The organism is Caballeronia sp. M23-90, assembly GCF_053574605.1.
Map to the genome: position 1 here is coordinate 1 of NZ_JBSIPA010000577.1, position 3,654 is coordinate 3,654.

Sequence of the window (3,654 nt, forward strand, 5' to 3'; positions counted from 1 at the left end):
TTGTCGCTGGAGCTGACGGCACCCGACCGTCCGGGCATCGTGCAGGATCTGTCGGCGAGTTTGTCGGCGCACGACGTCAGCATCGAGAAACTCACCACGGAACTCGCGTCCGGACCCGCGCGGGCGCATCAGTTCGCGGTCAAGGCAGTGCTCGCTGTGCCCGAAAACATGTCAGTCGACGCCCTGCGCGCCCTGCTCGAATCGCTGGCTGCCGACATGCTGGCGGACATGGCTCTCGGGGAAAGCGGCGCATAACCGCGTTGACCCAGCTTCCCCCGTTCCATCAGCGAAGATGCCTCCTGGCCGATACCCGCGGCACGGCGTTTGCTCCACGATGGGGCACGCCACTGCGCGCATACACCAGGACACATTCTTAACGCCTTCGGCTTCCGTTCAATCAGGAAAACTTATGAAACTGCTCAATACTCAAGACGGTCTGCCGCGCCTTTCATGGGGTTCCGTGATCGCTGGCGTGATTCTCTCGTCCATCGTCTATCTCATCATGAGCGTGCTTGGTGCCGCCATAGGCGCCTCACTGCTGTCTCCGTTGTCCCAGCCCAATCCCATGCACGGATTCGGCTTTGGCTCAGGCGTCTGGGTGATCGTTACAACGGTGCTCGCTGTTTTCATCGGCTCTTATTTTGCCGGCCGATGCGCACCCGTCCTTGGCTGGCTGCACGGTCTCCTTTCATGGGCCGTCATGACACTTTTGATTGTCTTCGGCATGACGTCGCTGATCGGAAGCGCCGTGAGCACGGTTGGCAGCGTCGCCGCCACGAGCGCGCAAGTCGGCGCGACGGCCGCGAACCAGGCTAACGCAGACCCCTCCATGATGAATTCCGCGAAGCAGCAATTGCAGGCTGCGGTTGCATCGGCTGCGTCCGCCGCGTCGAGTCCCGACGCCGAACAGGATGCAAGGCAGACCGCCGATACCGCCGCACGCGGTGTCGCTCGTGCAAGCTGGTTCTCGTTTGCCGCCCTCCTTGTTGGAGCAATCATCGCCATTGTTTCGGGCGGCGCGGGGTTCCGTCATCAGCCTCCGTACGAGGATGTGGGCGGAACGGCCGTAGGCAACGATGCAATTTCCGCACGCAGCCGCGTGGTGCGTCCAGGAACCGGAACGCTGTAAATCTTTGGGCCAACCTGAAGCGGGCCGAAGCAAATTGCTTCGGCCTTTTTTGTATGGAACGTGCATTGCTGTGTACTTGGCCGACGACCAATCGTTTTTTTCAATTCGCCGAGGAGCACGCATGAGCACCGAAAACCAGTACGCAATGCAGGACCCCACCAAGCAATATCCCCAGCCCGAATTTGATAAGCAGCCGCAGTCTGCTCCCGGACTCACCGCCGACATGAACCCCAGGCCCGATCACGGCGAAACCAGCTACAAGGGTTTTGGCAGACTGGCCGGCCGGCGCGCGCTCATCACCGGTGCGGACAGCGGCATTGGCCGGGCCGTCGCGATCGCGTTCGCACGCGAAGGCGCGGATGTCGTGCTCAACTACCTGCAGAGCGAAGAGCAAGATGCGCGCGAAGTCGTGAGCCTTGTCGAGCAAGCCGGCCGCAAGGCGGTCGCACTTCCGGGCGATATCGGCGACGAGTCGTTTTGCAAGTCGCTCGTATCCCAGACGATCGAGCAGTTGGGCGGGATCGATATCCTGGTCAATGTGGCGGGCAAGCAGACGGCGGTCGAAGACATCGCCGATCTGAGCACCGAGCAGTTCGAAGCCACGCTGCGCACCAACGTTCTTGCCATGTTCTGGCTCTGCAAGGCAGCGCTGCCGCACATGCCGCCGGGCGCGACGATCATCAACACGACCTCCATTCAAAGCTACCAGCCAAGCCCGAGCCTGCTCGACTATGCACCTTCCAAAGCTGCCATCACCGCATTCACGCATGCACTGGCGAAGCAAGTCATTGGCAAGGGCATTCGTGTGAACGCCGTTGCACCGGGACCGGTATGGACACCGCTGCAGCCAAGCGGCGGACAGCCACAGGAAAAAATCGTCACCTTCGGTTCCGAAGTACCCATGAAACGGCCCGGCCAACCGGCGGAACTGGCGCCGGTTTATGTGTTGCTGGCGTCGCAGGAATCGAGCTTTACGACAGGCGAGGTCTATGGCGTGACGGGCGGCAATCACTTGCCTTGAGCGTCATTATTGGACAAATCGTTGGACCGGGGTTTGTGCGGACTTGATGTCCGCGCGCCCGAATCCCGCACGACTCGAATGGGTCGATATGCTTTCGCGGACCGCCAGCAATGACTCGCGCTGAACAAAACGTTCAGGCCGACATCACGCGGCGCGGCTTTGCCATTGAGCAAGCACAGCGGGTAACTCAGCCATGTTCCGAAATACCTGGACCACACCCGTCTCGCGAAGCGCTCTCGGCTCGCTGTGACCTTCCTCATGCGGGCTGTAGCCAAACACCGTGGCGCCCGCAGCAACGCCGGCAGTCGCACCCGTGACCGTATCTTCCACAATGGCACAGCGCGCCGGATCGACACCCAGCGCCCTGGCCGCCGCCAGATATACGTCTGGAAACGGCTTGGTGTGCGCCATTTCATGGCCGCTAAAAACCCGGCCATCGAAATAATCGATCATGCCGACCTTCGTCAGTTGCATCTCGACCTTGAAGCGGTCGGCGCCGGAGGCCACTGCAATGCGTCCATCGAGCGCCCGGTGCAGCGTTTCAACGGCCGAAAGTGCGCCATCTATGGCGACCAGCCCGCGCTCGAGCGCCACATTGCGCCGCTCCCGGAACTGCGCGAGCCACTCCTCCGTGAGGGGCACGCCGGTATTGGCTTCGATCAGCGGCGCCTCGTCCTTCACGGCCTTGCCGATGAAAATCCGCATGGTTTCCTCGACGCTCAGACGCCATCCCAGTTCGCCCAGCATTTCGCTGAGTACGCGATTGGTGATGAGTTCGGAATCGACGAGCACGCCGTCGCAGTCAAACAGTACGGCATCGAAAGGAAGCTTGGACATGGGGATAAGAGTGGTGGTCCGAGGAACAGGCAAGGATACCGCACCCCGCGCGCAGCTTATGTGTGACTGACGTCAGCGCTTGCTGGTCGCGGGACTGCTACAATTCTTGTTCTTTTTGCCCGGACGGACGTAATGGGATTCGAACAGCTAGCAAAACTCAGGGATCAGCTTTCAAAATCGGCTAAGACGAAGGCCCCCGCGCGCGCAGACCGCAACCGGGCGCCGTCCGCCGTTTCGAAAGCGAAACCGGCTGCGGATGGCAAACCCGACGTCAGGTCCGATCGCAAGCCCCATCCGAGACCCGCGAAACCGGTATCGAAGGCTCCGCCGCAGCCGAAACCGCCGGTCAATGCCAAACCGGTAGATCCGGTCGTGGTGCATATCGGCCGGCTGCAAAAGCGTTTCCCGGAAGCGTTCCCGAAAAATCCGGCACCCAAGGTTCCGCTCAAGATCGGCATTTTCGAGGACCTGATTGCGCATATCGCGGAGTTGAAGGTGACACAGCCGGAACTGCGCGGCACCACACCTTGATGGCGTCGCTCAGGTCCGATCGCAAGCCCCATCCGAGACCCGCGAAACCGGTATCGAAGGCTCCGCCGCAGCCGAAACCGCCGGTCAATGCCAAACCGGTAGATCCGGTCGTGGTGCATATCGGCCGGCTGCAAAA

General features: G+C 61.2%; 4 protein-coding genes and 1 pseudogene. 4 read left to right on the top strand and 1 reads right to left on the bottom strand.

Annotation, left to right across the window (positions count from 1 at the left end; genetic code table 11):
• From ACRXB1_RS32770 to ACRXB1_RS32780, 3 genes and pseudogenes are all read left to right on the top strand, one after another.
• A pseudogene (locus ACRXB1_RS32770) lies at nucleotides 1-255 on the top strand (formyl transferase); the annotation flags it as partial.
• 154 nt (nucleotides 256-409) lie between these two features.
• Nucleotides 410-1,129 carry a TIGR04086 family membrane protein gene (locus ACRXB1_RS32775; protein ID WP_075357442.1) on the top strand — a complete coding sequence of 240 codons (720 nt, stop codon included), beginning with the start codon at nucleotides 410-412 and terminating at the stop codon, nucleotides 1,127-1,129.
• Nucleotides 1,130-1,250: 121 nt separating this feature from the next.
• The gene (locus ACRXB1_RS32780) at nucleotides 1,251-2,150 is read left to right on the top strand and encodes an SDR family oxidoreductase (RefSeq protein WP_062001696.1); all 900 of its coding nucleotides are present in this window, start codon (nucleotides 1,251-1,253) and stop codon (nucleotides 2,148-2,150) included.
• Nucleotides 2,151-2,294: 144 nt separating this feature from the next.
• On the opposite strand, the gene ACRXB1_RS32785 is transcribed toward ACRXB1_RS32780, so the two are convergent.
• Nucleotides 2,295-2,987: an HAD family hydrolase gene (locus tag ACRXB1_RS32785; RefSeq protein ID WP_449494395.1), complete on the bottom strand. Its 693-nt coding sequence runs from the start codon at nucleotides 2,985-2,987 to the stop codon at nucleotides 2,295-2,297.
• A gap of 132 nt (nucleotides 2,988-3,119) precedes the next feature.
• On the opposite strand from ACRXB1_RS32785, the gene ACRXB1_RS32790 reads away from it, so the two are divergent.
• Nucleotides 3,120-3,518: a ProQ/FINO family protein gene (locus ACRXB1_RS32790; protein WP_449494396.1), complete on the top strand. Its 399-nt coding sequence runs from the start codon at nucleotides 3,120-3,122 to the stop codon at nucleotides 3,516-3,518.
• Nucleotides 3,519-3,654: the final 136 nt, after the last annotated feature.

What these genes read in the sequence shown, in the direction of transcription:
- ACRXB1_RS32780 (WP_062001696.1), top strand. Translation starts at nt 1,251, where the DNA reads ATGAGCACCGAAAACCAGTACGCAATGCAGGACCCCACCAAGCAATAT.
- ACRXB1_RS32790 (WP_449494396.1), top strand. Translation starts at nt 3,120, where the DNA reads ATGGGATTCGAACAGCTAGCAAAACTCAGGGATCAGCTTTCAAAATCG.
- ACRXB1_RS32775 (WP_075357442.1), top strand. Translation starts at nt 410, where the DNA reads ATGAAACTGCTCAATACTCAAGACGGTCTGCCGCGCCTTTCATGGGGT.
- ACRXB1_RS32785 (WP_449494395.1), bottom strand. Translation starts at nt 2,987, where the DNA reads ATGTCCAAGCTTCCTTTCGATGCCGTACTGTTTGACTGCGACGGCGTG.